This window comes from Neobacillus sp. DHD-1R (genome assembly GCF_057747995.1).
This window is the reverse complement of record NZ_CM173232.1, coordinates 3,414,705-3,440,270: the sequence shown is the minus strand read 5'-3', so window position 1 is coordinate 3,440,270 and position 25,566 is coordinate 3,414,705. Positions and strand designations below refer to the sequence as shown.

At 38.0% G+C, this 25,566-nt stretch carries 28 protein-coding genes; 24 read left to right on the top strand and 4 right to left on the bottom strand.

Annotated elements, in window-relative coordinates; genetic code table 11:
- Window positions 1-29 precede the first annotated feature (29 nt).
- Window positions 30-686 carry a reverse transcriptase-like protein gene (locus AC3ANL_RS16865; protein ID WP_488325565.1) on the top strand — a complete coding sequence of 219 codons (657 nt, stop codon included), beginning with the start codon at window positions 30-32 and terminating at the stop codon, window positions 684-686.
- A gap of 19 nt (window positions 687-705) precedes the next feature.
- Window positions 706-891 (top strand): zinc-finger domain-containing protein, encoded by a 186-nt coding sequence (locus tag AC3ANL_RS16860; RefSeq protein ID WP_488325564.1) that lies wholly within the window; start codon window positions 706-708, stop codon window positions 889-891.
- A gap of 50 nt (window positions 892-941) precedes the next feature.
- Here the strand turns inward: AC3ANL_RS16860 and cspD are convergent, their stop codons facing one another.
- Entirely contained in the window at window positions 942-1,142 is a 201-nt protein-coding gene (gene cspD / locus AC3ANL_RS16855) for a cold-shock protein CspD (protein ID WP_007084796.1), read from the bottom strand.
- A gap of 280 nt (window positions 1,143-1,422) precedes the next feature.
- Here cspD and AC3ANL_RS16850 point away from each other — a divergent pair, with 280 nt between their 5' ends.
- The 3 genes from AC3ANL_RS16850 to mntR all read left to right on the top strand — a co-directional run bounded on the left by AC3ANL_RS16850 (window position 1,423) and on the right by mntR (window position 4,542).
- A complete protein-coding gene (locus tag AC3ANL_RS16850) occupies window positions 1,423-1,737 on the top strand; it encodes a hypothetical protein (RefSeq protein WP_488325563.1) in 315 nt (104 codons plus the stop codon).
- Between the two features lie 121 nt (window positions 1,738-1,858).
- Complete coding sequence (locus AC3ANL_RS16845) at window positions 1,859-4,027, top strand: DNA topoisomerase III (RefSeq protein WP_488325562.1); 2,169 nt, start codon at window positions 1,859-1,861, stop codon at window positions 4,025-4,027.
- Window positions 4,028-4,119: 92 nt separating this feature from the next.
- A complete protein-coding gene (gene mntR, locus AC3ANL_RS16840; RefSeq protein WP_488325561.1) occupies window positions 4,120-4,542 on the top strand; it encodes a transcriptional regulator MntR in 423 nt (140 codons plus the stop codon).
- Window positions 4,543-4,576: 34 nt separating this feature from the next.
- On the opposite strand, the gene AC3ANL_RS16835 is transcribed toward mntR, so the two are convergent.
- Both AC3ANL_RS16835 and metA read right to left on the bottom strand, forming a co-directional pair.
- Entirely contained in the window at window positions 4,577-4,789 is a 213-nt protein-coding gene (locus tag AC3ANL_RS16835) for a DUF3892 domain-containing protein (protein WP_488325560.1), read from the bottom strand.
- A 157-nt stretch (window positions 4,790-4,946) separates the two neighbouring features.
- Window positions 4,947-5,855 (bottom strand): homoserine O-acetyltransferase MetA, encoded by a 909-nt coding sequence (gene metA / locus AC3ANL_RS16830; protein ID WP_488325559.1) that lies wholly within the window; start codon window positions 5,853-5,855, stop codon window positions 4,947-4,949.
- 220 nt (window positions 5,856-6,075) lie between these two features.
- On the opposite strand from metA, the gene AC3ANL_RS16825 reads away from it, so the two are divergent.
- From AC3ANL_RS16825 to AC3ANL_RS16755, 15 genes are all read left to right on the top strand, one after another.
- On the top strand, window positions 6,076-7,758 hold the full coding sequence (locus tag AC3ANL_RS16825; protein WP_488325558.1) for a formate--tetrahydrofolate ligase: 1,683 nt from the start codon (window positions 6,076-6,078) through the stop codon (window positions 7,756-7,758).
- A gap of 107 nt (window positions 7,759-7,865) precedes the next feature.
- Complete coding sequence (locus AC3ANL_RS16820) at window positions 7,866-8,375, top strand: hypothetical protein (protein ID WP_488325557.1); 510 nt, start codon at window positions 7,866-7,868, stop codon at window positions 8,373-8,375.
- Between the two features lie 141 nt (window positions 8,376-8,516).
- Window positions 8,517-9,365, top strand: coding sequence for a DegV family protein (locus tag AC3ANL_RS16815; protein ID WP_488325556.1), 849 nt, complete (start codon window positions 8,517-8,519; stop codon window positions 9,363-9,365).
- A gap of 61 nt (window positions 9,366-9,426) precedes the next feature.
- A complete protein-coding gene (locus AC3ANL_RS16810; RefSeq protein WP_488325555.1) occupies window positions 9,427-9,582 on the top strand; it encodes a hypothetical protein in 156 nt (51 codons plus the stop codon).
- 73 nt (window positions 9,583-9,655) lie between these two features.
- Window positions 9,656-10,303, top strand: coding sequence for an HD domain-containing protein (locus AC3ANL_RS16805; protein ID WP_488325554.1), 648 nt, complete (start codon window positions 9,656-9,658; stop codon window positions 10,301-10,303).
- Window positions 10,300-12,189 carry an ABC-F family ATP-binding cassette domain-containing protein gene (locus AC3ANL_RS16800; protein WP_488325553.1) on the top strand — a complete coding sequence of 630 codons (1,890 nt, stop codon included), beginning with the start codon at window positions 10,300-10,302 and terminating at the stop codon, window positions 12,187-12,189. The genes AC3ANL_RS16805 and AC3ANL_RS16800 overlap by 4 nt, the downstream gene beginning before the upstream one ends.
- A gap of 149 nt (window positions 12,190-12,338) precedes the next feature.
- Entirely contained in the window at window positions 12,339-13,472 is a 1,134-nt protein-coding gene (locus AC3ANL_RS16795) for a conserved virulence factor C family protein (RefSeq protein ID WP_488325552.1), read from the top strand.
- Window positions 13,473-13,530: 58 nt separating this feature from the next.
- Window positions 13,531-13,965 carry a BrxA/BrxB family bacilliredoxin gene (locus AC3ANL_RS16790; protein WP_488325551.1) on the top strand — a complete coding sequence of 145 codons (435 nt, stop codon included), beginning with the start codon at window positions 13,531-13,533 and terminating at the stop codon, window positions 13,963-13,965.
- Between the two features lie 162 nt (window positions 13,966-14,127).
- Window positions 14,128-14,718 carry a YpjP family protein gene (locus AC3ANL_RS16785; protein WP_488325550.1) on the top strand — a complete coding sequence of 197 codons (591 nt, stop codon included), beginning with the start codon at window positions 14,128-14,130 and terminating at the stop codon, window positions 14,716-14,718.
- A gap of 84 nt (window positions 14,719-14,802) precedes the next feature.
- A complete protein-coding gene (locus AC3ANL_RS16780) occupies window positions 14,803-15,384 on the top strand; it encodes a TerD family protein (RefSeq protein WP_488325549.1) in 582 nt (193 codons plus the stop codon).
- Window positions 15,385-15,556: 172 nt separating this feature from the next.
- Window positions 15,557-16,333 carry a TerC family protein gene (locus AC3ANL_RS16775; protein ID WP_488325548.1) on the top strand — a complete coding sequence of 259 codons (777 nt, stop codon included), beginning with the start codon at window positions 15,557-15,559 and terminating at the stop codon, window positions 16,331-16,333.
- 95 nt (window positions 16,334-16,428) lie between these two features.
- Window positions 16,429-17,616: an HpcH/HpaI aldolase/citrate lyase family protein gene (locus tag AC3ANL_RS16770; RefSeq protein ID WP_488325547.1), complete on the top strand. Its 1,188-nt coding sequence runs from the start codon at window positions 16,429-16,431 to the stop codon at window positions 17,614-17,616.
- On the top strand, window positions 17,567-18,940 hold the full coding sequence (locus AC3ANL_RS16765; protein ID WP_488325546.1) for a phosphoribosyltransferase family protein: 1,374 nt from the start codon (window positions 17,567-17,569) through the stop codon (window positions 18,938-18,940). Before AC3ANL_RS16770 ends, AC3ANL_RS16765 begins: the two co-directional genes overlap by 50 nt.
- A complete protein-coding gene (locus AC3ANL_RS16760) occupies window positions 18,924-20,045 on the top strand; it encodes a cysteine protease StiP family protein (RefSeq protein ID WP_488325545.1) in 1,122 nt (373 codons plus the stop codon). The genes AC3ANL_RS16765 and AC3ANL_RS16760 overlap by 17 nt, the downstream gene beginning before the upstream one ends.
- Window positions 20,042-20,854 carry an HAD family hydrolase gene (locus tag AC3ANL_RS16755; RefSeq protein ID WP_488325544.1) on the top strand — a complete coding sequence of 271 codons (813 nt, stop codon included), beginning with the start codon at window positions 20,042-20,044 and terminating at the stop codon, window positions 20,852-20,854. The genes AC3ANL_RS16760 and AC3ANL_RS16755 overlap by 4 nt, the downstream gene beginning before the upstream one ends.
- On the opposite strand, the gene AC3ANL_RS16750 is transcribed toward AC3ANL_RS16755, so the two are convergent.
- Window positions 20,851-21,096: a hypothetical protein gene (locus AC3ANL_RS16750; RefSeq protein WP_488325543.1), complete on the bottom strand. Its 246-nt coding sequence runs from the start codon at window positions 21,094-21,096 to the stop codon at window positions 20,851-20,853. The two genes, AC3ANL_RS16755 and AC3ANL_RS16750, sit on opposite strands and share 4 nt — an antisense overlap.
- A gap of 257 nt (window positions 21,097-21,353) precedes the next feature.
- Between AC3ANL_RS16750 and AC3ANL_RS16745 the strand changes: the two genes are divergently transcribed.
- The 4 genes from AC3ANL_RS16745 to AC3ANL_RS16730 all read left to right on the top strand — a co-directional run bounded on the left by AC3ANL_RS16745 (window position 21,354) and on the right by AC3ANL_RS16730 (window position 25,425).
- Entirely contained in the window at window positions 21,354-22,991 is a 1,638-nt protein-coding gene (locus tag AC3ANL_RS16745) for a YceG family protein (protein ID WP_488325542.1), read from the top strand.
- Between the two features lie 3 nt (window positions 22,992-22,994).
- Window positions 22,995-24,098 (top strand): toxic anion resistance protein, encoded by a 1,104-nt coding sequence (locus AC3ANL_RS16740; protein WP_488325541.1) that lies wholly within the window; start codon window positions 22,995-22,997, stop codon window positions 24,096-24,098.
- Window positions 24,099-24,145: 47 nt separating this feature from the next.
- Entirely contained in the window at window positions 24,146-24,757 is a 612-nt protein-coding gene (locus AC3ANL_RS16735) for a TerD family protein (protein WP_488325540.1), read from the top strand.
- Window positions 24,758-24,846: 89 nt separating this feature from the next.
- Window positions 24,847-25,425, top strand: coding sequence for a TerD family protein (locus AC3ANL_RS16730; protein ID WP_488325539.1), 579 nt, complete (start codon window positions 24,847-24,849; stop codon window positions 25,423-25,425).
- Window positions 25,426-25,566 lie beyond the last annotated feature (141 nt).

Genomic DNA, 25,566 nt, shown 5'->3' with positions numbered 1-25,566 from the left:
AGAAAATCATTATTGAAAGGCTGAAAATTATGAACTATAGGCTTGAGTGGATTTATAAAGTAACAAGTAATGAAAAAGTCCAATGTTCATCGGAATGGATACCGGGTGAATTAGCTGTTCAATTTGGCGAAGAGCTTGAAATGAATTCCAAAATAACGGATTTGTATTTTTATGATGAAAAAGGGACATCTTGGATTTTAAAGGAAATGAAAAAGCTGTTAACGGAAATTGAGGAAGACCCCCATGAGATTACAGTTTACTTTGATGGCGGATTCCAAAAGGAAACAAATCAAGCGGGACTTGGAGCTGTGATTTTTTATAAACAAGGAAAGAAGAAATACCGCATTCGTGCCAATGAACGATTTGATGAAATGGAATCCAATAATGAAGCAGAGTATGCTGCCTTTTATTTTGCGCTTAATATTTTGGAAGATTTAGGGGTACATCATCTAACATGCGAATTTAAAGGGGATTCACAGGGTGTTTTAAAACAGCTTGAAGGGGAATGGCCTTGCTACGAAGAAACCCTAAACAAGTGGCTTGATCGAATTGAGGAAAAAATGAAAGCACTTGGTATGGAGCCGAAATTCACGGTTATTCCAAGAAAAGATAATAAGGAAGCAGATAAATTGGCTACCCAGGCATTAGAAGGGAAGGAGATCTTCGCTAAAACATTAATTCTATAAGAAGAGGAGTTTAATATGAATGAAGCCCTTTGTTAGAAAAGAACTATTGAGCCAAGTAGAAGGTTTAATGAACCAATATTGTGATGGATGCTTTTTACATCAGCATCTAAAAAAAGAAGGCGGGCGCAGGGTGGCACATCGTTTTTGTATTTCCCAATGTACGGTGGGGGAAAAACTTAAGGAATACGGAAAAAAATTAATTTAAAAAAGGCTGACGACATTCGTCAGCCTTTGACCGGTTATGATTGTTAAGGATTATAGCTTTACTACGTTAGCAGCTTGTGGTCCACGGTTTCCTTCAACGATTTCGAAAGAAACTTCTTGACCTTCTTCTAATGATTTGAAACCTTCACCTTGAATTGCGCTGAAGTGTACGAATACATCGTCTCCGCCTTCAACTTCGATAAAACCAAAACCTTTTTCGTTGTTAAACCATTTTACTTTACCGTTTTGCATGTACTTCTTCCTCCTAAAACTATCGTGACACCATCTCTTGATGTCATAGTAAAATATTATCATGTAGCAGAATTGCCATAAGTGTTATTCGGTACATGATGCTTTAAATATACAATAATGAAAAAAGACAGTCAAGAAAAGGAAAGCGGTTTTTTTACCGAAAGTACAAGGTTTTGCTATATTTATGAAAAATTCTGAATAAATATCGTCTTTGAACATAATTATTCCTTTTCCTCATAAGTTAAATTAATAAAATTACCTTTAAAGGTGGGAGCCCTGCATGTACCGTTTTTCAGTTGGAGGAGAAGATTGGATTTTAAGATTCTCACCACAAGTTTACATTGAAGCAGATGAAAAACAGGCAATACTGTTGTCACTACTTCATATTGGAGATGACTTAGCCGATTTTTCTCATGGTAATGCTTTTATTATGTTTGTAAAGAAAATAGGAGCGATCGTTTTTGATGTTGAGCGAATTCCATCCTTAATCTTAACTGTATCGAATATCGTTCCAAAGGAGAATTGGTATATTCAGGAGTCGAACAGTTTTTGCCAATTAACTAGTAATTTAGTAAAATTTAATAGAGAATTATAGTTTCAAGACAGAATGTAAAAAATAAGGCAGCCTAACCGAGCTGCCTTATTTTGATGCTTTACGAATTTGGTTAGAAGTGGGAAAATGAATCAGGGATGCTGTAAAAAGGAGCAAAACTAAGATGAAATTAATAATAGCTGAGAAACCCGATCAAGGTTCAACATTAGCTTCTATATTTAAACATAAAAAACAAAATGGTTTTATTGAAATTTTTCCAAATGAGACCTTTACAAAGGGCGCCTATGTCACTTGGGCTATAGGTCATCTTTGTCAACTCGTTTCACCAGAGAAGTATGAACCAAGTTGGAAAAAGTGGTCATTGGACAATCTTCCTATTATACCAGACCATTTCAAGTACGAAGTAACAAAAGATAAAGCAAAACAATTTGCCATTATCAAAAAGCTCGTATCCAATCCTGATGTTACAGAAATTATCCATGCAGGTGACGCGGGGCGCGAGGGTGAATTAATCATCCGAAATATTTTACGGCTATCCAATTGTAAAAAACCAATGAAACGCCTGTGGATCTCCTCATTGACACCGAATTCTATTCGGGAAGGATTTAATAAATTATTAGATGAAAATGATACAAAAAGTCTATATTTTGAGGCTTATACACGTGCTTGTGCTGATTGGATTGTCGGTATGAATGGGTCCAGACTTTATAGTTTACTGCTGCAAAAAAAAGGCTTTTCAGATGTGTTTTCCGTTGGACGGGTGCAGACACCAACGTTAGCCCTTATAGTGAAAAGAGAACTAGAAATTGAGAATTTTAACTCCGAGCCCTTTTGGGAAGTAATTGCTCAGTTTGCCATGAATGGCAAGAAATATAGCGGCAAGTGGCAGAATGATGGGGAAACCCGTGTGAAGACAAAGGAAATGGCAGAAAAAGTAGCGGCCTTTTGTCGAGCAAAGCCGGCGGAAGTAGCAGAGGTTGTTTCTGAACGAAAGGAATTTTTACCTCCACTTCTTTATAATCTATCGGCTTTACAAGCGGAGGCGAATAAACGCTACAAATTTTCACCCAAAATAACGCTGGATATCATGCAAAAACTCTATCAAAAAGGCCATGTATCCTACCCACGCTCCGATTCACGATATGTAACGAAAGAAGAAGCCAATACCTTTCCTGATATTCTTAAAAAGCTGAGTCATATTAACGACTATGCTGGCTTTTTTCCACTACCAATCGATTCTTTAGTCGATAACAAGCGATATGTTAATGAAAAAAAAGTTACCGATCACTATGCGATTATCCCCACAGAACAAATTCCCAATCTGGATCGGCTTAGTCCAGATGAGCGGAAAATCTATGATTTAATAGTGACTAGTTTAATTGCTGCACATTACAATAAGTCTATTGCTGAATATACAACGGTGACCACATTAGTAGAAGGACGAGCTTCTTTTATTTCGAAGGGGAAGGTCCAACTTGAAGAGGGATGGAGAAAAGTACTGAAGCAAAAGGAACGTGAGGATGAACCTGAACTTCCACACCTTACCAAAGGAGAGCAGGGGAAAACAGTAAAAGTTGATGTAAAAGAAAGCCAGACGCAGCCACCAAAACGGTATACGGAAGGTCAGCTAATTACTTTAATGAAAACTGCAGGTAAGCATATAGATGATAAAGAACTTGAGAAAGTTTTAACTAGGACCGAAGGACTGGGAACGGAAGCCACGAGAGCGGGTATCATTACGATGTTAAAGGACAGATTATACATTGAGGTAAAAAAGAATGTTGTTTATCCTACTGCAAAAGCACGAATCTTAATTGATGCAATCGGACAAGAAATTTTGGCATCTCCTGAAATGACAGCAAAGTGGGAACAAAGACTTAAAGAAATATCCGAAGGAACTGCAGTGCCTAAGCTATTTATGGAACAAACGAAAAAGATGGTTGTCCATTTAATAACCTCTAGCACTGACCGAGCTGACAGTTGGACTTTTTCGGAGGAGGTTACACAAAACTTCACCCCCGGAAAACAAAAAGGAAAGCGAAGAGCATCCACAAAACTTGGGGCATGTAAAAAGTGTGATGGAGATATCATTGATAAGGGCAGTTTTTATGGCTGTAGTAATTATAAGAAAAATCAATGTAATTTTACGATTTCTAAAAAAATTTTGGGAAAAAATATTACCCAAAAAAATGTTAAACTACTCTTAACAGAAGGAAAGACCGAGCTGATAGAAGGATTTGTAAATAAAGAAAAAACCTTTAATGCTAGGCTGTTTTTGGATGAGCAGGAAAAAAGAGTAAAATTTCTATTTGAAGAAATGGTTCCAAAATAATTTAGAAAAGGTTCATTCTGTGACAAAGAGCCTTGTCACTCATTTTTTTCTATAGTAAACTTTTAGTTGAGTAATTTTTTGGAGGTCAAGGGATGCCAACACCAAGTATGGAAGACTATATCGAACAAATATATATTTTGATTGAAGAAAAAGGATACGCTCGTGTCTCAGATATTGCTGAAGCATTGTCTGTACATCCCTCCTCAGTAACGAAAATGGTGCAAAAACTTGATAAAGATGAATATTTAGTTTATGAAAAATACCGAGGACTTAGTTTGACATCAAAAGGTAATAAAATCGGCAAACGTCTTGTTTTTAGACATGAATTACTTGAACAGTTTCTCAAGATCATCGGGGTTAAAGATGAAAATATTTATCATGATGTAGAAGGTATCGAGCATCATTTGAGCTGGGATTCCATTGATCGAATCGGCGATCTCGTGCAGTTTTTTGAAGATGACCAGAACCGGGTTGATGCTTTAAAAGAAATTCAAAAACTAAATGAACATGAATGATAAAAGAGGATGTCTATGATAAGACATCCTCTCTTTAAAATAAATTAGGGAAATGTTCAAAGGACTGTTTCGTTTCTGGCAGTAAAGACATCGTTCCGTCCATTTCCTGGATGGTTTGCACACCTTGGATACGGCCGATTTCTGCATCCATTAAAGCTTTTCGGTAGGAAATGATTCGCCCCTCGGAAGTAACAAAACTAATGATTTCTCCAAAGTGATTGCGATGTACTGCTGTGATTGTTTCCACAATACCTCCACCTTTCCATAGTATTATTTCTCTTTTTTATGAATTATAAACAATTAAATAAAAATTCGATAAAAAAGAAGCATCGAAAAAACGATGCTTCTTTTTAAAAGTAGATGTGTCCAGTCATACGCCGCTGACCAGGGCGCTTTCGCTTTTCTTATTCCCATGAAAAGGGTGTTTCTTGATAAACATAATAATTTAACCAGTTTGAAAAGAATAAATGACCGTGTGAACGCCAACGATTAATCGGCGGCTGGGTAGGGTCGTTGTTCGGAAAATAATTTTCAGGGATATGAATTTGAAGTCCTTTTTTTAAGTCCCGCTCATATTCCTGTGCAAGTGAATCGGATTCATATTCCAAGTGACCTGTAATCATAACATGTTTGCGATTTTTGGAAGCAATCAATAATGGACCGGCGTCTTCTGAAGCAGCTAATAATTTTAGTTCTTGATTTTTCAATATGGCTTCAATGGAAACATCGGTATAGCGGGAATGAGGAGCATAAAATTCATCGTCAAACCCACGTAATAAAATATCATTTTGCTCAAAAATCTGGTGAGCGTATATCCCGGAACATTTTCGCTGTAACTCAAATTTTCCGATGCCATAATGATAGAAAAGCGCTGCCTGAGCACCCCAACAGATATGTAGAGTTGAGGTTACATTTTGATCTGCCCAAGTCATAATTTCGATTAATTCAGACCAATATTTCACCTGATCATATTCTAGTAATTCTACAGGAGCACCGGTGATAATCATTCCATCAAATTTCAAATTTTTTATTTGTGAGAAAGTTGTGTAAAACTGCTCCAAATGCTGTTTGCTCGTATGGGTAGATTCATACGAGTTTGTTTTTAAAAAGTTCACATTTACTTGCAAGGGTGAATTTCCTAATAAACGTAATAACTGTGTTTCTGTTTTTTCTTTTTCAGGCATTAAATTCAAAATCAAAATCTTTAAAGGCCTGATATCCTGACTTACTGCCCGTTCATCGTCCATAATGAAAATATTTTCCTGTTCAAGAACCTCACGAGCAGGCAGGAGCTTTGGAATATTAATTGGCAAGTGACCATCCCCATTTCTTATACTAAAATATTAATACACTGGCTTACACAGAAGTCAAAGAAAATTAAAAAAATTCGATATTTACATTATAAACATTAAAATAATTTGAGAAAAGAGAATAATTTTTTTTAGAAAATAATTTATCGGAAAGAAATCTTTTATTTGATACAATAAAGGCGTAGTTTAAATTTAATGCTGAATGCGGGGGATTAGTGTGGCTATGAAAACATCTGTAAAGTCAGACATTGAAATTGCTCAAGCATCAAAAATGAGGCCAATCATAGAAATTGCTGAAAAAATTGGTTTAGTAGAGGATGATCTTGAGCTTTACGGCAAATTTAAAGCGAAAATTTCTAATGAAGCATTAGCAAAAATCAAGACCAATTCCAGTGGGAAAATTATTCTCGTCACGTCGATTAATCCAACACCTGCGGGAGAAGGTAAATCGACAGTAACCGTTGGATTAGGAGATGCATTTAATCAGATTGGCAAAAAAACTATTATTGCCATGCGGGAGCCTTCCTTGGGACCTACAATGGGGATCAAAGGCGGTGCAACTGGCGGCGGTTATTCTCAAGTTCTGCCAATGGAGGATATTAATCTTCATTTCACTGGAGATATTCATGCGATTACAACAGCAAATAATGCCCTGGCCGCATTAATCGATAATCACCTCCAACAAGGAAATGAACTAAAGATTGATCAGCGCCGCATTGTATGGAAACGGGCTGTTGATTTAAATGATCGTGCCCTTAGAAAAGTAATTATTGGTCTTGGAGGTCCGCTTCAAGGTGTTCCTAGAGAAGATGGCTTTGATATCACTGTCGCATCGGAAATTATGGCTGTTTTATGTTTAGCAACCGATTTGAAGGATCTAAAATTACGATTAGCACGTATGGTAGTTGCCTACAATATTAACAAAGAACCTGTAACTGTAGGGGATTTGGGGGTTGAAGGAGCCTTAACGTTATTGTTAAAAGAAGCGGTTAAACCAAATCTTGTCCAAACAATTGAACATACTCCTGCACTCATACATGGCGGACCATTCGCAAATATTGCCCATGGATGCAATAGTGTAATTGCTACAACTGCCGCTGCGAAGTTAGCCGATTATGTAATAACAGAAGGCGGCTTTGGAGCAGATTTAGGAGCGGAGAAATTTTTACATATTAAATCAAGAAGTGCTGGAATTAAGCCGGAGGCAGTAGTGATTGTTGCTACTATTCGTGCCTTAAAAATGCATGGCGGGGTAGGGAAAACGGAGTTAGCCAAAGAAAATATTTTATCCTTAACTCTTGGATTTGCTAATTTACAAAAACATATTGAAACGATTAAAAGTTTTGGTTTACCAGTGGTGGTTGCCATCAATAAATTTATCACTGACACAGATTTAGAAGTTCAAACCTTGCTAGAGTGGTGTGAAAGAGAACAGGTGCCTGTTGCCTTAACGGAAGTTTGGGAAAAAGGGGGATCAGGCGGGATTGAGCTTGCTGAAAAACTATTAGAGATAATTGAAAAAGAAGAAAATCATTTTCACCCATTATATGAATTATCTGATTCAATTGAACAAAAGATTAGAACCATTGTTCAAAAAGTTTATGGTGGTAAGGATGTAGAATTTTCACCAAAAGCAAAAAAACAATTAATGGATTATGAAAAGTTTGGCTGGTCTAATTTGCCAGTCTGTATGGCAAAATCGCAATATTCTTTGTCCGATGACCCTACTAAATTGGGTAGACCTACAGATTTCACTGTAATCATAAGAGAATTTAAACCATCGATTGGGGCTGGTTTTATTGTGGCGTTAACAGGAGAGGTCATGACCATGCCGGGACTTCCTAAAAAACCAGCTGCCTTAAATATGGATGTGGATGAAAACGGGAATGCCGTAGGTCTTTTCTAACTGCTATTAGCAAGATCGCATTCTCATTCTATGTGCAGCTTTATTACACGCGGAGCGTTGAGTTAATACAACAGACGTTTCGTTTTATAAAGGAGTCGACAAATCCAATGTTTGATCCAACTGCCTTTGATAATATAAAAGTGATTATTGAAGGTGCCTTATATGATAAGGACTTAAGTGGGGAAATTGTTATTATTGATCGGAATGATGTCATCAACATGGCGAAAATGGCCCGTCGCTTTGACCTTTCATTTCATTTACCGGAAAGTTCTATTACAGCCAGGATCGAACTGGAATCAAAGCTTATTAATTTAGCTGCTGAGCTATTGCCAGGCAAACAAACAGACAAATTTGCCGGGTGCTATGTGAGGCTGCAATTTTTTCTTTACCATGAGGGAGAAATTGATTACCAAGAGATCAAGAACATTCTCTTGGAAGTGTGGGGAACAACGAGAAATATTATGTTAACCACGCATTTAAATCCATTAGAATCGAATCGGATAATCAAAACGGTTCTAACGGTGGACTTTGAGCGATTAATTACAGAAGACCAAATGGATGACTTAGTTGAAATGACGGAGTTTATGATAACAACGGTAGAGCAGCTAAACGAATAAACTTATGCTTTTAAGTAAAACCAGCATGGATGACTGCTGGTTTTATTTGCATTTAATGTATTTACAATCGCACATTTCCAAGGTACGATAATACTAACTAGATATTAAGACCTCGTACTAAAAAAAGAAGGGGAGATGACGTTGGTTAAAACGGCATGGGTGACCGATAGTACAGCCTACTTAGATGATGAATTAAGGAACCATCCTGATTTATATATAATTCCATTAACAGTTTTGCTAGATGGTGAAGAATTTTCTGATGGGATTGACCTAACCCCTAAGGAGTTATTTGCGAGATTAAAGCAGCTAAAGAATCCCCCGATGACTTCTCAGCCGTCTGTAGGTGCATTTCAATTTTTATATGAAAAGCTAGCCAAGGAATACGATCAAGTTGTAACCGTTCTCATTTCTGGAAAACTAAGTGGTACGTTTTCTTCAAGTACACAAGCAGCAAAGCTCGTCGATATTCCGGTGACAACCTTTGATTCGCAAATCCTAACTTATCCAATGTCAGCATTACTTAAAAAAGGGATGGAGTTATTAACAGCCGGTCACAGCATTGACTCGATCCTTGAGCAGCTTGAGCAAATAAGAGATACAAACGAAACCTACGTTTTAGTAGGAAGCTTGGAGCAGCTTCATCGTGGAGGAAGGATGTCAGGTCTGCAATTTTTCCTCGGCAGTATGCTTAGTGTGAAGCCGATCATATCAATAGAAAATGGAACACTAAACGTCAAAGAAAAAGTGCGCGGTGAAAAAAAGGCGAAGGAAAAAATCCTCGATTACTTCCGATTAGCCTATGAAAAACATCAATTCAAAGAAGTGTATATTCTGTATGGTTTACATGAAGAACAGGCTGAAGAATGGCGGCTTGAACTGAAGGAACAATTCCCAAAAGTTAACATTATTTGTTGTCCACTAGGGGCAGTAATTGGTGTTCATGCAGGAGAAAACACACTTGGGATTAGTTGGTTTAATGGATTGAAATAACTTTGCCCCCACTTGTGAATACTAAAATGGCTAAACATTTTAGTTGAAAGGGGAAAGCTTTATGAGTAAGCAAGGAAGACAAAATGCCAACCAAACCAGGGAACAAATCGAAAAGCAGGATCTTCGAAATGATGTTGAATTAGGCAATGAGTTTCAAATTGGCAATAATAAGTCTCAAAGCCAGAAAAAAAGCGGGCGCCAAGCAAACAAAAAATAACCTCGAACTTCGGGGTTATTTTTTAGTTGCCATCCATGTTAAAATAGCAAGGGTGAAGGCAGGTGCTTGAATAATGAAAGACATAATTGCACGTGCGGAAATTTTTGTCCGCGATGAACTAGGAGAAGATGCTACTGGACATGATTGGTTCCATGTTGACCGTGTCCGGAGAAATGCCTTACATATTTGTAAAGTCGAAAAGTCAGGAGACCCGTACATCATTGAACTAGCGGCTCTTTTACATGACATTCCAGATGAAAAACTAAACGAATCTGCTGAAAAAGGAAAAGCAAAACTAGCTTCATTTTTCAATACGATCATTCTTTCTGATAAAGCGCAGGATCATATTACACAAATCATTGAATCAATATCATATAAAGGCGGAAAAAAAACGAAGCTGGAGAGCATGGAGGCGAAAATTGTCCAGGATGCGGACCGTTTAGATGCGATTGGGGCGATAGGTATTGCGAGAGCCTTCGCATATGGCGGTAAAAAAGGGCAGCCTATCTATGACCCTGCCATCAACGTTCGAGAAGAAATGAGCTTAGAAGAATATCGAAAAGGAAAATCAACAAGTATCCATCATTTTTATGAAAAGATGTTAAAGTTAAAAGATTTACTTAATACAACAGAGGCAAAAAGGATGGCGGAACGCCGGCAGCAAATGATGGTTGGATTTTTAAAACAATTTTATCAAGAATGGGATGGACAGGATTTATGAAAATGCTCACAGTCGAAAATATTTCGAAAACGTACGGTGAAAAACAGCTCTTTAACAATATCTCCATTACGATTAGTGAAAAAGAACGGGTTGGCTTAATTGGTATCAATGGTACTGGGAAATCCACATTATTGAAAATAATTGCTGGATTGGACAGCCCTGATGACGGTAAAATCATCACGGCAAAAGACTATTCGATTTCTTTTTTAGACCAACATCCAGAATTAAATGCAGACAAAACAGTCTTGGAGCAAGTTTTTCACGGAGAAGCACCAATTTTAAAATTGATGCGCGAATACGAAAAAACTTTATTGAGACTAACTATTAATCCAAATGATACAAAGGTACAAGAAGAGCTTTTTCAATTACAAAAGCAAATGGATGCATTAAATGCGTGGGATGCAAGTACAAATGCCAAGTCAATCTTAATGAAATTAGGCATTGAGGACTTTACAAAGAAAATTGGCGAACTTTCCGGCGGGCAAAAAAAACGGGTTGCCTTGGCCCAAGTATTAATTGCTGAGCCTGATTTATTGATCTTAGACGAACCAACCAACCATCTTGATTTTGATTCTGTTAAATGGCTGGAAGACTATTTAAGCAGATATAATGGCTCGATTTTGCTTGTCACCCATGATCGTTACTTTTTAGATCGTGTTGCCAATCGCATGTTTGAATTGGATGGAGGCAATCTTTACGCTTATAAAGGAAATTATGCAGCCTTTTTAGAGGCAAAAGCGATTCGTGAAGAAAATGAAGCCGCAACCTATGAAAAAAATAAAAATCTTTTTCGTAGAGAGCTCGAATGGATTAGACGTGGTGCCCAAGCGAGGTCAACGAAACAGAAGGCCCGTATCGACCGCTTTGAAGACCTTGATAATAAGCTTTCTGGCAGTAAACCTTCCGGTGAAAAACTAGATATATCTTTAAATGGCAGCCGGCTTGGTAAACAAGTGTTTGAACTGAAAGATGCTTCTAAGCGCTACGAGGAAAAAGTCATTCTCCATCATTTTGGTTTACTAGTTAAACCAGGCGACAGGATTGGGATTATCGGCAGGAACGGGGCCGGCAAATCGACATTATTAAATATTTTAGCAAAGAAAATTCCGCTTGATGAAGGTGAATTCATCATGGGACAGACAGTAAAAATGGCCTATTATACGCAAGAAAGCGAAGATATGGATGATAGCAAGCGGATGATCGAGTACATTAAAGAGACGGCTGAGGTAGTAGACACCTCGGATGGTAAAACGATTTCTGCTGCGCAAATGCTTGAACGCTTCTTGTTTCCACCGTTTATGCACGGGACGCCAATCCGTAAGCTATCTGGTGGAGAAAGACGTCGTCTTTATCTGTTAAAATTACTAATGACTGCACCAAACGTCCTCTTGTTAGATGAGCCGACAAATGATCTTGATACGCAAACATTGACCGTACTGGAAGATTATCTTGAGGATTTTCCAGGTGTTGTGATTACAGTTTCCCATGACCGTTACTTCCTTGATAAGGTGGCAGAACAGCTATTAGTTTTACGAGGAGAAGGAAAAATTGATTCTTTTTATGGGAATTACAGTGACTATCTTGAAAAAGAATCAGTTCTTGAAGCTCAAAAGACCGCTGTATCAAAGTCAAATCCTGTCAATAAGGCTCCGGAAAAGGAAAAAAAGAAAAAGTTGACCTTTAAAGAGAAAAAGGAATGGGAAGAAATTGACGACGTTATTGCGAAAACTGAGTCCAGTCTTGAAGACGTAACAGCTGAAATGGCAAAGGTAGGCAGTGATTTTACAAGAGCACAGGAATTAATGAAACAGGAAACGACATTAAATGAAAAGCTCGAGTATTTAATTGAGCGCTGGTCTTATCTAGCAGAACTTGCTGATAATTAATGTGGATGTTCCAAAAGGTAAGATCCTTTTGGAACATCCATTTTTAAACAGGGTGCTTCCGCTTTTCTTAATAAGCATTACCGATGAATGAACTATAACTTATATGTTAAACTTGAAAAATAGAAACCAAATAGAATTAGGTGATTGCATTGAAAATAAAGGCGATTGAACCGACGCCAAGTCCAAACACCATGAAAATCAATTTAGACCAAGAACTCCCGCTGGGAAAGAGTCATAATTATAAAAAAGACACAGCTGCTGACGCCCCGCCAATCATCCAGTCCATCCTCCAAATTGAAGGAATAAAAGGTGTGTACCATGTAGCTGATTTCCTGGCAGTGGAACGAAACGCTAAATATGATTGGAAGGAATTATTATCGAAAGTGCGCCAAGCATTTGGCGAAAACGCTGAAGAAGCCTCTCAAAGCAAGAAGATGGATGAACATTTTGGTGAAATAAAGGTTGAAGTACAAATGTTTAAGGAAATTCCACTTCAAGTAAAGTTGTCAGATAGCTCAACGGAACGCAGGTTTGGGATGCCTGATTACTTTTTAAAAGCTAGAGAGCGAGCACAGCTACCTGAAGATAATTATATCTTGTTACGTAAATGGGACAATCAAGGTGTGCGGTATGGTGAATTTGACCAAATTGGACAGGAAATCATCGAGGAATTAATCGCAGCCTATCCTAAAGGCCGTTTAGAAGCACTGGTTACAAAAGCACAAATAAGTGATTCCCCTTCCGAAAATAAATCGAAACGGGCTCGTAAAAAGGTAACCATAGACGATTTTAATAAACCGGATTGGCAGGTTCGCTATCAACTGCTAGAGCAAATGGAAGACCCTGAAATAGAGGATATACCGGTACTTGAGAAAGCACTAGCAGATGAGAAACCTTCTATTCGAAGACTAGCAACCGTTTACCTTGGTATGATTAAGGAAAAAGAAGTGCTGCCTCTTTTATATATGGCGTTAAAAGATAAAACAGTAACAGTCAGAAGAACAGCAGGCGATTGCTTATCTGATTTAGGTTTTCCAGAGGCTGCGGAAGAAATGGCAGCGGCATTACAAGATCCTAGTAAATTAGTCAGATGGAGGGCAGCGATGTTCCTTTATGAAGTCGGTGATGAAAAATCACTCCCAGCTCTTCAGGCAGCTGAAAACGACCCTGAATTTGAAGTAAGTCTGCAGGTTAAAATGGCAATTGAAAGAATTGAAGGCGGCGAGGAAGCGAAAGGTTCTGTCTGGAAGCAAATGACTGAAGCGAGAAAATTAGATCAGTAATTTTGAATTACAGCATATTTTATAGTATTCTTAAACTGAAGAAATGGAGTGGTTAATCATGTCAAATGCATATGAAGAATATATGAAACAAATGGTTTTACCAATGCGCGAAGAGTTAACAAGAGCGGGCTTCGAGGAGTTAACAACTCCAGAAGACGTTGAAACGTTTATGGACAAAACGGATGGAACAGCACTAGTTGTCGTAAATTCTGTTTGCGGCTGTGCAGCTGGATTAGCACGTCCTGCTGCAACGCAAGCCATATTAAATAGTGAGAATAAGCCAGAACATCTAGTAACCGTTTTTGCCGGTCAGGATAAAGAGGCAACTGCAAAAATGCGTGAGTATTTTGAAGGAATTGAACCTTCTTCACCCTCAATGGCATTAATAAAGGATAAAAAGGTTGTTCATTTCATTCCAAGACATGATATTGAAGGCATGCCAATGGAAGCCGTTATGGAAAATCTTATGAATGCATTTCAAACACATTGCTAATGAGAAGGATGTCATCTGACGTCCTTTTTTTTTATGCACCGAAGATCAACAATAATGAAAATAATATAAACTGATTTTTCCATTTTCCTGATAAAAGAAGTATAATAATTTGTAAGAATCGGATATTTAGAAAATCTCTTAAAATAAAGGTGTGAACTAGACATGAACAAGTGGCTCCGTAAATCACTCTTTGTCATGATTTCTATTTTAACATTTGGCCTTGTTACGCCAACGCAGCTAAACAATACAGTTAATGCGGAGAAATTAAGCGACCACGATGCTGTCGAAACATCAGTAACAAGTAGAGCTGCTTCCGCAAATAGTTATATAGAAGAATCAGAGTTTAATAAACAAGAGTTTATTGAACAATTAACGAAGGAGGCTGAATTACAGTCCTATCAAAAATTTGGTACAAAGATAAAGCCAGTTATTGAAAATGAATTTCGTGAAATTATTTTACCGAATATTGAAAAGGCACTCGAGGAAACTGCATCCCAGTTTCCTGAGGAGGATTTAAAAAATCTTACGATTACCGAACAGCCGGGTGCAGGCCATTCTGAAAAAATCTTTAATGTAAAAAATGACGTTTCAGGGAAAAATATCCTCCTTTTTCATGTAAGGCGAGACAATCCACCGAAAGCTGGATACTGGTTTAATTTTCATTATCATACCTATCATGATGGTTTCCAAAGCCACCATGACTTAGGATCGATTTATTGGGATAAAAATACACCCCCTAAGTGGATGAGTTAAATATAAAAAAATTTTTTTAATAAATGAAACCTTTTTAAGAGAAACTCGTAAATAGACTATTACCTTAAATGGAGGAATGAAAAAATGGCTGTAAGTTTATCAAAAGGTCAAAAAGTTGATTTAACAAAAACAAATCCAGGACTAACAAATGTTATTGTTGGACTTGGCTGGGACACCAATAAATATGATGGCGGAAATGATTTCGATTTAGATTCATCCATTTTCCTATTAGGTGAAAATGGAAAAGTAACAAATGAAACCGATTTTGTTTTCTACAATAATCCACAGGGCGCTGGCGGTGCAGTTGTACATACTGGTGATAATCGCACAGGTGCTGGTGATGGTGATGATGAACAAGTTAAAATTAATTTAACCACTGTTCCTGCAAACGTTCAGCGGATTGCTTTTACAATTACCATCCATGATGCTGATAGTAGAAATCAGAACTTTGGACAGGTTTCCAACGCCTATGCACGAATTTTTAATGAAGCTACTGGTGAAGAGCTGATTCGTTATGACCTTGGTGAGGACTTCTCGATTGAAACAGCAATTGTGGTCGGGGAATTATATCGCCACAATGGTGAATGGAAATTTAGTGCCATTGGCAGCGGCTATCAAGGTGGATTAGCAGCGTTAGCAACTGATTTTGGCTTATCGATTGGTTAATATTTTTAAATGAAGAGTGGATGTCCCAAAAGGGTCTGACCTCTCGCTTACAACAATATATATAGCTATAAGTTGGCTTTCTATAACTGTATATGAGGTTGAGGGGTCTGAATCTTTGTTTTGGACATCCACTTTTTTTAATTTTGCTTACAATCTAGGAGGAATTTTCTTAATGTCGGTTTTACAACATATAATAGACACTTATTCTCAGTTCTTTAATTGGGAAATGTGGGGAGAAGTTCTAACAAATCCAGTAAGTTGGGGTCTAATTGGAACGTTGGTTATTCTTGAAGGATTACTTTCTGCTGATAACGCCCTTGTTTTAGCGGTTATGGTTAAACATTTACCACCAGAAAAACGGAAAAAAGCCCTATTTTATGGGTTATTAGGTGCTTATGCGTTCCGTTTCATTGCCATTGGGATTGGTGTTCTCCTGATCAAGCTTTGGTGGGTGAAAATATTAGGAGCTGGTTACCTTGCTTGGTTGGCCATTAAGTACTTCTGGGATAAACGAAAAGGTGCTGAAAGTGAAGAACAAGAAGAAAAAGGTATGAACCAAAATGGTCTGCTGATTCGCTTATTTGGGAACTTCTGGGGAACCGTGGTTGCGGTTGAATTAATGGATATTGCCTTTTCGGTTGATAGCGTTTTGGCCGCGTTTGGTGTTAGTGAAGCCGTTTGGGTACTATTAATTGGTGGTATGCTTGGTGTGTTAATGATGCGTGGTGTTGCAGGTGTGTTTTTAACATTAATCGACCGGGTGCCAGAACTTGAAACATCGGCGTATATTTTAATCCTGATTATTGCCTTAAAAATGCTTCTAGCTGTATTTCATATTGAAATGGGTCATATTACATTCTTTATCATTTTATTAATTACGTTTGGAGCTACCTTTGTCGTCCACTTTAGGAATCAAAAAAAGGAAGCCAGCAAGGCAAACAATTCATAATGTTAATGAAAGAGTGGGGAGCTGACGAAAGTCGCCTCCTCTCTTTTTTAGATACTAAGAGATAATTCCTACCTTTAAATGAGGAGAACATAGTCATGGAATTTTTTACATATTTTTATGAGGATGAAATAGAGCGATTTTTCTTTCGAAAACCAGAGAAGTATAGTAAATATACAAACCGAGAGCTCTTGTCTTATGGATTAGGTGCAACACTCTACATGCCAGCAACACGTCCCAATATCCACCAAGAAATTCTTTCCAAGAAACACGATGGTTTAACCTCTCTTGTCATTGATCTCGAAGATGCGGTAGGCGATAACGAAGTCCAAGTTGCCGAAGGCATGCTTGTTACAGAACTAGTAAAGTTACATAAAGAAATTAATAGAGGCCTATTAAGCTTTGTTGATTTACCGCTCATGTTTATTCGAATTCGTGACATTGAACAAATGAAACGAGTAACAGAGCAATTAGGAGATGCTACTCACGTGCTGACAGGCGTGGTCCTGCCTAAGTTTAGTGCTGATCATGGTGAAGAATTATTAGAGATGGTTCGTCAGATACATTCAAACTTGAATCCTTTTTATGCTATGCCAATCCTGGAATCAGCCAAAATAATTCAGAAAGATACGAGAATAGAAGAATTAATGAATATTAAGCAGCTTCTCGATCGATACAAGAAGTATATTCTGAATGTTCGAATCGGTGCAACGGACTTTTGCGGCTTTTACGGAATCCGAAGAAGTGTGGACTCAACTGTCTATGATATTGCTGTATTAAGAGATTGCATTTCTGATATCATAAATGTTTTTCAACGGTATGAGAGTCCATATGTGGTTTCAGGGCCAGTTTGGGAATATTTTTCCTCTGCCAAAAGAATGTTGAAACCACAGCTTCGTCAAACTCCATTTCGTGAGCGGTATGGAGATGAGGGACTGAAGTGGAGAGCCAAGTTAATTGATCAAAACATGGATGGGTTGATTCGTGAAATCCTTATGGATATTAGTAATGGGTTAACCGGTAAAACAATCATCCATCCATCACATATCAAAGTCGTTCAAGCTCTTAATGTTGTTTCTTACGAAGAATACGTGGATGCTAGCAATATAGTAAATGTCAGTATAGGAAATAACGGGGTTATGAAAAGCGACTTCGCAAATAAAATGAACGAAATTAAGCCTCATTACTACTGGGCAAAGAAAATTCTCTTAAAATCACAGCTTTACGGGGTGTTACATGAAGAATATACAAACATCGACCTTATTAAAAAAGAAGTACACGTATAACATCCTTGACTCAATTGAGACGGAATTAGAAATAGTTGAAAATCCGTATTATATTCCCATTGAAGAGCTATTTACAATGGCGGCCCGAATAAATAAGAAGCGATCATTTTTGTTCGTAAGTAAGGTTTTAGGTAAACATTTGCCGATAGACCCTAGCAAAGGTTTGCTTATTGCGGCAATGCTAGCCACTCGATATGGAGAATCGGTCAGAGGATTGGGATATGGGGAAAAAACAAGCTTGTTGTCCTCCTTTTTTGCAGGTGATTCCTTTAAAAGTCACACATTTATTCCGGCAGCCATTAATCCTGTGGTGATTGGTTTTGCTGAGACAGCTACAGCTCTCGGACATGCTTTCTTTGATTGTTTTGAAGCGGCGGCGTTTTTTCATACGACCAGAGAAGTAATCAATGAAGGAAGTCCTGTGCTAACGTTTGAGGAGGAGCATTCTCACGCAACCTCCCATCGCTGTTATATTCCTACAGAAATGATCGATCATCAACGTGAGATTATTCTGGTTGATGATGAAATTACAACGGGAAAAACGGCCTTAAATATTATTCAATCTATTCAGGCTAAATACCCTAGAAATGTTTATACGGTTGTAAGTATTTTGGACTGGCGTTCACAAGAAAATCAACAAAAGTTTTCAAGTCTTGAGCAAAAATTAGGGATTAATATTAATGTTGTTAGCCTATTATCAGGTCAAGTAAAGGTGCACAAATTAAAAGAAATCGAAAACCAAGCAAAATTGAATAGATGGTATGAGTATAGGGTTCCGTCAATCGAGGTAATTGATCTTTCCTCCTATTTCACGGAGACGACTTTTTCATCAAGGAACCCGTTGAATAAAGCACGTTTTATTAAGGAGACAGGACGGTTTGGTTTAAGTAGTCTAGAAAATAGATCTCTCCACGAAATGGTTTCTGCAGCAGCAACATTCTTAAAACAAACAAGGACTGGGAAAAGTACATTATGTCTTGGAACTGGAGAATTTATGTATTTGCCAATGAAATTGGCAGCTGAAATGGGCAAAGATGTATTTTACCAGTCTACTACAAGAAGCCCAATCTTTTTCGAGAACATAGAGGGTTACGGGGCAAGATTTGGAAGTAACTTTTCCAATCCAGAGGACCAGGAGGTTACTCATTTTGTTTATAATATTCCTCCGGGACAATATGACGAATTATTCATCTTTTTCGAAAGAAAAGTAGATAATGATCAACTGCAGTCAATGCTTAAAGAACTAGAAAAAACAATGATAAAATCGATTAAAATTGTCTTTTTTTCAGGAGACAGGGGTGAAGAATATGCAAAAAATAACTAATAAACCAGCTAAAATAGGAACCTATCGTGAAGAGGATGTTCTTTTTTTATTAAAGGATCTTAGTGAAGTAAAGCTTGAAGATTCCGCAGTAAATCGAGAATCAAAGATCCAATCAGGGGGACATTATAGTGAGTCCTTGCCAATTGAGTACCAGCCGCCAAAAAAGTATGTCGATTTATTTTGGAATACATTGCAAGAGTATAAACAAAAAATGGCTTTATGTGTTGGGATAGTAGCGGAACAAATCTATCAATTAAAGGGTAAAAAAGCAGTACTTGTTTCTCTTGCGCGGGCCGGGACACCTGTTGGCATTTTAATTAAAAGATATATTTATATGCGCTACGCTGTTTCCTTACCGCATTATAGTATTTCAATCATCCGTGATCGCGGGATTGACGAAAATGCACTTCAATATATTTCTCAAGCCCATCCGGAAGGCATCATTCAATTTGTAGATGGCTGGACAGGTAAGGGGGCGATATCGATAGAATTAACAAAGGCCTGCCATGAATATAGTAAAAAAACTAGCATTAAACTTGATGATACCCTTGCCGTGCTTGCTGATCCAGGTCACTGCACAAGTCTTTTTGGAACAAGAGAGGACTTTTTAATTCCTAGTGCTTGTTTAAACTCAACCGTTTCCGGATTGGTAAGCAGGACCGTACTAAATGATCTATACATCGGAAAAGAAGACTTTCATGGAGCTAAATTTTACCGTAACCTACTCGATGACGATGTCTCAAATGAATTTATTGAATTGATTACATATGAGTTTGACCATGTTTGGAAAAAAGCCGAGACGATTGCTTCTGATAGAATTCATGAGACGATTGAAACCGGGTTCTTAGGAATGGAAGATGTTAAAAGAATTCAAGCAGAATTTTCCATTGAAAACACCAATTATATCAAACCAGGTGTAGGTGAGACGACAAGAGTTCTACTTCGCAGGGTTCCTTGGAAAATTTTAATGCGGGATCCTTCAAGTCCATTTGTGAGACACATCCTCATGCTGGCTGCGGAGAAAGGTGTCGAGGTTGTGCCATATCCTAAATTGAAATATTTATGCTGCGGTATCATTAAATCGGTTAAGGGGATGTCATCATGATCTTTGCTTCCGATCTTGACCGGACCTTGATGTATTCCAAACGAGCAATAGAAGAGTTTGGGGAACCGAGAGAATCCATTCTTAGACCAGTTGAACAAAAGGATGGCAACTGGGTAGGTTATATGATGGAAAGCTCTTTTCTTAAGTTAAAAGAGCTATCACAGCAATGTTTATTTGTACCAGTTACTACGAGGACAACTGCGCAATTTAAGAGATTTGTCATTTTTGAACGGGAGATTCCCATTAAATATGCGATTACCGCAAATGGTGCCAATATTCTTTATCAGGGTGTGCCGATGAAGGATTGGTCAACCGCCATTCACAAAAGCTTGCACTTGGAATCTGTTTCACAAGTGGAATTACTTTCTATTTTACAAAGGGAAGGGTTCCATCTTAACGGGGAAAAGAAGCAGGCAGAAACTTACTTTTTTTATTACATACTAAATTGTCTTCCATCTGCTTCTGAACAAGAGTCGATCCAAATTGTGGCCGCTAAATATGGTTGGAGGATATCCTTGCAAGGCAGGAAACTCTACTTTATTCCGAAGGCAATCAGTAAAGGTATCGCGCTCGACTATATTTGTAAAATAGAAGGGTCGAAGGCGTTTGCAGGGGCAGGGGACTCCATTTTGGATTGGGACTTTTTGCAGAACTGCCAATATCGATTTGTACCCAATCATGGGGAGCTTGCCAAGGTGCTGGCAAGAGTGTCAGGCACTGATAGCCACTTTCTTACAGAACATAGCGGTGTTAGTGCTGGGGATGAGATTCTCCAACAATTCCATCAACTATTATCACTTACAAACTAATTTTTTTTCGTGCTGCGATTTAATATAAAATAGTAAAAACAAGAAAATAAACTAAAACAGACAAAGAAGAATAGGATAGACATGGTTAGTGATTGGATCGCTGGAGAAAGTAGTATCGTAAAGATAAGGCTGAATACAAATAAATCGAGGTAGACAAATAGGTCGGATACCATTACTTCCATAAGTGTATTTAATTCCTCGTGTACCTGTTCCATCCTTGGCCGCTTATATAAAAATCTCATTCGAGTCACCTACTTTAGTGTGAGTACTCAAATAGTATGTAAGGACAAGGAAAAAGGTGAAAAAAGAGGTAATAACCGAGAGAATGAAACATTTTTTTGTCTCTTTCGTATAAACAAATGAACCAATTAATTAACTGTGATATGATGATAAGGAAACCTTACATAATTTGCTAGTCGCTAAAGCTGGACAATTCTCAAAGATTGCTTTTTCTAATTTGTGAATGAAAGCTTTCGCTTTTAGAGGGAAGGGATTATGAATGTATCCACCATTAAATCAATTAAACGTCCGTCCTGTATCCCTTTCATATGAAAATTGGCAGGGTGTGCTAAAAAAAACACTGCCGGAACGGCCAAATTATTCATTGGAAAATGGCACAATTCAAATTGGGCAAGTACTAGGAAAGTTTTTTGGAATACCAATTGACACGGATGATTATTATAACCAGTTATTTGATTACGTCCATAATAAAGAATGGAATTTGCAATTACTTAGTGAGGATTCCTTTGATAAAACGATTAATAATGCTCACTTCCAAGCCATTCAAAAAGTGATTAATATTAATAATGATCAGAAGCTGTCGATTAACCGTTTCGCGGCATTTCTTGATGGGGAACAGCTTTTGCTCAAATCAAAGGTGCCAGTGGTCCATCGGAAATTAAGAGAAGCCATGATTTCCACACTAGAGCTGTTTACAAAACTTGAGTCTAACGGGCTGAAAAATCATGAGTTAAGGCGAATTCTCGTCGACCTTGTCAAGTGGTCAATCAACCACTTACAACCAGAGTTGGAGCATGCAGACCCCAAACATGCGATGCCCAAATTTTTGTGGTATGGGAATTTTAAAAAAAGTCATCAATATTTTTTATATTATTTAATCAAGCTTGGCTGTGATATCGTTATTTTCCATCCAGAAGGCAGCGATATTTTATCAGGAATGATTGATGAACCAATATTTACTCATCATTTCCCAAATAAGCAGCCTGCAGAGCCATTTCCCAAAGAAAAACGAACTCGGAAAACAACCGTCGCCTATCGGGCCTCAAAAGAAATTGAAACGATCTTAAACCAAGAGGGTTCGGGACTATATAAACCTTGGCAATTAAGGGATTACACGCCATCATCACTGACGTTGAAAACAACCTATGACGAACTTTTTATTCTTTGTAAAGAGATCGCCATGATACGCCCCGATTTTGAGGTGAGGAACGGACAAGTTAAAATTCCATCTATATTTGCAAAAGTACAAGGTGTAAGTAAAAATCGTAAAGAATACTGGGATCGACTTCATTCTCTAAGCCAATTAGATCATAGCTTATTGATTCGAAAGCTGCCGTTTACGATTCCAAGCACAAGTGATTTTCGCTTTCATTATCGAAACGCTCTTGGCAAAGATGGTCTGGCGGTACCAGAAAAGATCATGCAAGCACATTATTGGCCCTATTCTTTTTTAGCTACGGGTCTTCAAAAAGGAATTGCCACCGCCATTAGACATACCTGTGAGAAGCCAGGATTAAAACCTTTCCCGACTGAAAGTATCGAAGATGTAAAGATGTTTTTGTTTACGCAGGCGATGTTTATGCCTAAACCAATCATTCAATTAATGGAGAGATTCGATTACTCTCAGCATGTTCCGAAATTAATGATTTACAATAACGAAACGAATGGACCCCTATCAAGGTCGGATGCGGCATTGCTGCTGCTCCTTAATCAATTTGGGATTGATATCATTCTGTACAACCCACCAGGGCATAATGATATTGAAAATTATCTCGATGAACGATTATTTGATAAACACTGGCTTGATGACGTGGTATTTGACCTGGAATTCAAAGAGCCATCACTATTCAAAAAAGGTCTTTTTCAAGGAATCTTAAAAAATTTAAGGGGAGATTAAACAGTGAGCTTATCGCCAAATCCATCTAGTGGTTTAACACCAACAGGGACAGAGGATGTCCTTACGGAAACAAAAGTGTCTGATATAAAACTGGCACTTCGCAAAGAACCAGAAATTCAAAATTTAGCCCGTACGATTGATGAACGTGATCAAATTCAAATATTAGAATTTGGGAAAGAGCCTGCAGTGCAAATCTCGCGGTTTTCTGATCAAATATTAAGCAATATGCGGACGACAAAAGTGGAAGATTCAGGTGAACTTCTGAAGCATTTGGGCCGCATCATGGATAAATTCGATGCGAAAGATTTTCAAAAGACTTCAGGCGGCTTTTTTGGAAAGCTTTTTAAAAAGGGCGAAAAAATGGTCGACAAGTTATTTGGCAAGTACCAGACCATGGGTTCGGAAATTGACAAAGTATATGTGGAAATTTCGAAATACCAGCATGAAATGGTCGATGCTACCAATATGCTTGAGCAAATGTATGAACAAAATTATCAATATTATTTAACACTTGAAAAATATATTGTAGCTGGTGAATTAAAGGTAGAAGACTTGAAAAACACACAGCTTCCACAGCTTGAAGCACGTGTTGCTGCCGGTGACCAGCTCGCGTCCATGCAGTTGGATTCATTAAAGAATGCGATCGAACTGTTAGAGCAAAGGATATATGATTTAGAAATGGCAAAAATGGTTTCTTTACAGACAGCACCGCAAATCCGCTTACTACAAAGAGGTAATACCAAACTAATTGGAAAAATAAATTCTGCCTTTGTTACGACAATCCCAATTTTTAAAAATGGTTTAATTCAAGCAGTCGCAGCGAAAAGACAAAAGCTTGTTGCTGATTCGATGAGTGAACTTGATCGCAGGACAAATGAAATGCTGCTTAAAAATGCTCAGAACATTTCGCAGCAAAGCACCGATATTGCAAGATTAGCCGGTGGTCCAAGTATTAAAATTGAGACGATTGAAGAATCCTGGAATGTTATCATCAAAGGAATGCAGGAAACGAGAGCCATTGAAGAAGAGAATAAACGGGCCCGTATTGAGGGGACTAAGCGTCTAGAACAACTGCAGGAAAACTTTAAAAAATTGAAACAATCATAGTTACTATATGGTTATTATTTACTAAATAATTTAATGGGGTGAATGATTTGGCTATTAATTTGCAAAAAGGTCAACGAGTTGATTTAACGAAGAGTAATCCAGGGTTATCTAAAATCATGGTAGGTTTAGGCTGGGATCCAGTCCAAAGCGGAAAGGGCGGCGGTTTGTTAGGCGGTTTATTCGGCGGCGGCGGCTCTGCCAATGTTGATTGCGATGCCTCTGTAATTATGCTAGGCGCCAATGATAAGCTGCAAAACAATAAGGATGTCATTTACTTTGGAAACTTAAAAAGCAATGACGGCAGCGTCCAACATTCAGGTGATAACCTGACAGGTGACGGAGATGGCGATGATGAGCAAATCATGGTCGATTTAAGCAGAATACCGTCCCATATTCAAAAGCTTGTTTTCGTGGTAAATATTTATGATTGTGTTAAGAGAAAACAACATTTTGGCATGATTCAAAATGCGTTTATCCGTATTGTGAATCCAGGCAATAATCAAGAACTTATCCATTACAACTTATCCGATAATTATAGTGGACTAACATGTCTTGTAACAGGTGAGATTTATCGCCACGGCACTGATTGGAAATTTGCTGCAATCGGCAGCGGCACGAATGCAGCCAGCCTTAGTGAAGTTGTACGTTCTTATAGCTAATTATAAAGTGCTAGCGCCTGTTAGTAGCTTCAAAAGTTGAAATTTATGTATACAAGTGTTTTGTAAAAGCTCGTAAAGAGGTGATCTATTTGGGTATTAACTTAGCAAAAGGACAGAGAATTGATTTAACCAAAACAAATCCTGGGTTAACCAAGGTGATTGTCGGGCTTGGTTGGGATACGAACCGCTATCACGGTGGTCATGACTTTGACTTGGATGCTTCTGCTTTCTTAACCGATGCAAACAGCAGAGTGATTCAGGATGCCGACTTTATTTTTTATAATAACTTAGTGGATCCTTCAGGAGCCGTCGAACATACAGGTGATAACCGAACTGGTGAAGGGGACGGTGATGATGAACAAATTAAGATTGATTTTAGCAAAGTTCCATCCCATGTGCATCGAATTGCGATAACAGTCACGATCCATGAGGCTGAAGCAAGAAATCAAAATTTTGGTCAAGTCTCCAATGCCTTTGTTCGTCTAATGGATGAGGAGACAGATAGAGAGGTTCTCCGCTTTGATTTAGGCGAAGACTTTTCAGTTGAAACAGCTGTTGTAATTTGCGAACTGTATCGTCATAACGGTGATTGGAAATTTAACGCTGTTGGAAGTGGTTTCGCAGGCGGTTTGGCAGCCCTTTGCCGAAACTTTGGTTTAGAGGTTTAATCATTAAATGGAGAAGTTGCTGAATTGATGCAGCTTCTCTTTTTTATATTATCTACCAGTTTTTCCTTTAAAGTTACAACTAGCTCTACTTATTCCCCCATGATATAATTTCTATTAAACATATAAAATGGGGGGTAAAAT

Excerpts from the sequence above, each read along its gene's own strand:
- AC3ANL_RS16825 (WP_488325558.1), top strand. The coding sequence starts at position 6,076 with ATGAAAACATCTGTAAAGTCAGACATTGAAATTGCTCAAGCATCAAAA.
- cspD (WP_007084796.1), bottom strand. The coding sequence starts at position 1,142 with ATGCAAAACGGTAAAGTAAAATGGTTTAACAACGAAAAAGGTTTTGGT.
- AC3ANL_RS16790 (WP_488325551.1), top strand. The coding sequence starts at position 13,531 with ATGTCAAATGCATATGAAGAATATATGAAACAAATGGTTTTACCAATG.
- AC3ANL_RS16755 (WP_488325544.1), top strand. The coding sequence starts at position 20,042 with ATGATCTTTGCTTCCGATCTTGACCGGACCTTGATGTATTCCAAACGA.
- AC3ANL_RS16810 (WP_488325555.1), top strand. The coding sequence starts at position 9,427 with ATGAGTAAGCAAGGAAGACAAAATGCCAACCAAACCAGGGAACAAATC.
- AC3ANL_RS16860 (WP_488325564.1), top strand. The coding sequence starts at position 706 with ATGAAGCCCTTTGTTAGAAAAGAACTATTGAGCCAAGTAGAAGGTTTA.
- AC3ANL_RS16765 (WP_488325546.1), top strand. The coding sequence starts at position 17,567 with ATGAAGAATATACAAACATCGACCTTATTAAAAAAGAAGTACACGTAT.
- AC3ANL_RS16850 (WP_488325563.1), top strand. The coding sequence starts at position 1,423 with ATGTACCGTTTTTCAGTTGGAGGAGAAGATTGGATTTTAAGATTCTCA.
- AC3ANL_RS16745 (WP_488325542.1), top strand. The coding sequence starts at position 21,354 with ATGTATCCACCATTAAATCAATTAAACGTCCGTCCTGTATCCCTTTCA.
- mntR (WP_488325561.1), top strand. The coding sequence starts at position 4,120 with ATGCCAACACCAAGTATGGAAGACTATATCGAACAAATATATATTTTG.
- AC3ANL_RS16780 (WP_488325549.1), top strand. The coding sequence starts at position 14,803 with ATGGCTGTAAGTTTATCAAAAGGTCAAAAAGTTGATTTAACAAAAACA.
- AC3ANL_RS16775 (WP_488325548.1), top strand. The coding sequence starts at position 15,557 with ATGTCGGTTTTACAACATATAATAGACACTTATTCTCAGTTCTTTAAT.
- AC3ANL_RS16820 (WP_488325557.1), top strand. The coding sequence starts at position 7,866 with ATGTTTGATCCAACTGCCTTTGATAATATAAAAGTGATTATTGAAGGT.
- AC3ANL_RS16760 (WP_488325545.1), top strand. The coding sequence starts at position 18,924 with ATGCAAAAAATAACTAATAAACCAGCTAAAATAGGAACCTATCGTGAA.
- AC3ANL_RS16805 (WP_488325554.1), top strand. The coding sequence starts at position 9,656 with ATGAAAGACATAATTGCACGTGCGGAAATTTTTGTCCGCGATGAACTA.
- AC3ANL_RS16845 (WP_488325562.1), top strand. The coding sequence starts at position 1,859 with ATGAAATTAATAATAGCTGAGAAACCCGATCAAGGTTCAACATTAGCT.
- AC3ANL_RS16865 (WP_488325565.1), top strand. The coding sequence starts at position 30 with ATGAACTATAGGCTTGAGTGGATTTATAAAGTAACAAGTAATGAAAAA.
- AC3ANL_RS16785 (WP_488325550.1), top strand. The coding sequence starts at position 14,128 with ATGAACAAGTGGCTCCGTAAATCACTCTTTGTCATGATTTCTATTTTA.
- AC3ANL_RS16750 (WP_488325543.1), bottom strand. The coding sequence starts at position 21,096 with ATGAGATTTTTATATAAGCGGCCAAGGATGGAACAGGTACACGAGGAA.
- AC3ANL_RS16800 (WP_488325553.1), top strand. The coding sequence starts at position 10,300 with ATGAAAATGCTCACAGTCGAAAATATTTCGAAAACGTACGGTGAAAAA.
- AC3ANL_RS16770 (WP_488325547.1), top strand. The coding sequence starts at position 16,429 with ATGGAATTTTTTACATATTTTTATGAGGATGAAATAGAGCGATTTTTC.